This window comes from Hyphomonas sp., assembly GCF_013823385.1.
Classification (GTDB): domain Bacteria; phylum Pseudomonadota; class Alphaproteobacteria; order Caulobacterales; family Hyphomonadaceae; genus Hyphomonas.
Genome location: NZ_PNMA01000124.1, coordinates 1 through 1,791 on the forward strand (window position 1 = coordinate 1; position 1,791 = coordinate 1,791).

Here is a 1,791-nt window from a genome sequence, read left to right on the forward strand (position 1 = left end):
GCTGCCGGTGACAGTCACATACCTTGCGCGCGCGCTCGGCCGTTGCCGCCGTACGGTGCAACGCTATCTCCGGCAGCTGGAAGAGGGAGGCTACATCGCGGTCGATGTCGTCACGTCCAAACGCACCTGCATGTGCATCGGCCTCGTCGTGAAGCTCCTGGAGCCTCTATTTGCCGGGCACCATAAGAGCCGCTGGCCCGGAGCCCTCGGAAACCCAGGGGCGACAACGCTGTCACGGAATCAGAGTCCAAGGGTAAAACTAATGGCAGAAGGGGACCGCATCCCGGTGCTGAACTGGGCGATGCGCAGCATGAATGGCGTCTTCGACGCCTTTATGAAAACGAAGCCGCTCGCCGGGCTGCCAACCGTCGATCTCGCGTAAGAAAGCCATCCTTCCAACCGAGCCGATTTCCGGCCCGATAGCGGGGCGGAGAGGGCAGCATTGCCTTCAGGGGGGTGGTTCGGCGGGGTCAGGGCCAGAACGCACCACGGAGCAACGTCGTCGAAAGCGGGCGCATCAGGCGGCCAGCCTTCGCGCCGCGATCCGGTGATAGGTGCGGTCCAGCTCTATGCCGACATAGTCGCAATCAGCCTCGCAAGCCGCGACAAGGGTCGATCCCGAACCGCAGAACGGGTCCAGCACCAGCCCGCCTTCCGGGCAGAACGCCTCGATCAGGGGCTTCAGGATAGCCACGGGTTTCTGCGTCGGATGCAGGCGGTTCCCCGTGTAAGGGAAATCGACGACATCCGCCGGAGGGTTTTCCGGCAAAGCGGGGCGGCCCTTGGCCAGGACATAGGCGGATTCGTGCGTGTAGCTGACGAACCGGGAAGCGGACGCGTATTTCTTCCGAAAGACGATGTGGCCGACGATCCGGAAACCGGCCGCGCGCCAAGCGCCCATGAACCGGTCGGTCTGCGTCCAGCCGTAGAAACTCACGCACAAACTGTCTTTCTTCAACACCCGGAACATCTCCCGCGCGGCCGGTCCGAGCCAGCGGCCATTGTCATCATTGATGATGCGGCGACCGTCACGGGATTGATAGCGCACGAGATAGGGCGGGTCGGTCAGGATGAAGTCCACCGACTGGGCGGGCATCAGGCGCATGACGCTGATGCAATCGCCCTGATGGATCACGTTGCGGGAAAAGAAACTGGTCTGGTTCATGGCGTCCTCCGGCCTTGTTTTTGCGTTTCGACGCGGAGGGACAGGACGGCTCGCGAAGGGGGGCGGCGCATCGCAGAGAACACGGCCCACACGGGAGCGCATGCGAAGGAGCGGGCAGGCCGTTGCGCCGCCGACTGCGGGCCGTCACCGCTGCGATCCTCTCCGAAACGCCACAAGGCCGGATGCCCGGCAGACCCGGTTTTCCCGCCTGACGTGACCAACCTGTGCTCAATCCTACAGGGATGCTGCCGGGCAGTGTCCGGCCATGGACACGCCCGACCACAAGCTGGCCGATATCGCGCACGCAGAGCGCCACGGCTTCCGCGTAGCCGATGATCTCGCGGACATGCCGGTGTCGGACGCGGAGTTGGACGCGGTAGAAGCCTTCCTGATGGCGGCGTTCCGGGCGGTCATGGCTGGCGAAAGCCCGCCAATGCCGAAGGATACCGGCGATTGCGACTCGAACCAGCCGCAAACCCATGCTGATATCGCCTCCACAAACCGGGTTCGGAGACGAGCACGATGAAGACTATGTCCGCATCTGCCGATCAGGGCGCGCCGCTCCGGGCCGCGCTCTACATGCGCGTGTCCACGGGCCGGCAGGCGGAGAGTGACCTCTCGATCCC

3 protein-coding genes are annotated in these 1,791 nt (G+C 64.3%); 2 read left to right on the plus strand and 1 reads right to left on the minus strand.

Features of this window, described 5'->3' with window-relative positions:
- Nucleotides 1–382 (plus strand): helix-turn-helix domain-containing protein (locus C0456_RS20340; RefSeq protein ID WP_291056468.1); only part of this gene is annotated, 382 nt, incomplete at its 5' end.
- 135 nt (nt 383–517) lie between these two features.
- On the opposite strand, the gene C0456_RS20345 is transcribed toward C0456_RS20340, so the two are convergent.
- Entirely contained in the window at nt 518–1,165 is a 648-nt protein-coding gene (locus C0456_RS20345) for a DNA methyltransferase (protein ID WP_291056470.1), read from the minus strand.
- Nucleotides 1,166–1,430: 265 nt separating this feature from the next.
- Here C0456_RS20345 and C0456_RS20350 point away from each other — a divergent pair, with 265 nt between their 5' ends.
- On the plus strand, nt 1,431–1,691 hold the full coding sequence (locus C0456_RS20350; protein WP_291056473.1) for a hypothetical protein: 261 nt from the start codon (nt 1,431–1,433) through the stop codon (nt 1,689–1,691).
- Nucleotides 1,692–1,791: the final 100 nt, after the last annotated feature.

Coding starts and splice junctions, on each gene's coding strand:
- C0456_RS20345 (WP_291056470.1), bottom strand. CDS start 1,165: ATGAACCAGACCAGTTTCTTTTCCCGCAACGTGATCCATCAGGGCGAT.
- C0456_RS20350 (WP_291056473.1), top strand. CDS start 1,431: ATGGACACGCCCGACCACAAGCTGGCCGATATCGCGCACGCAGAGCGC.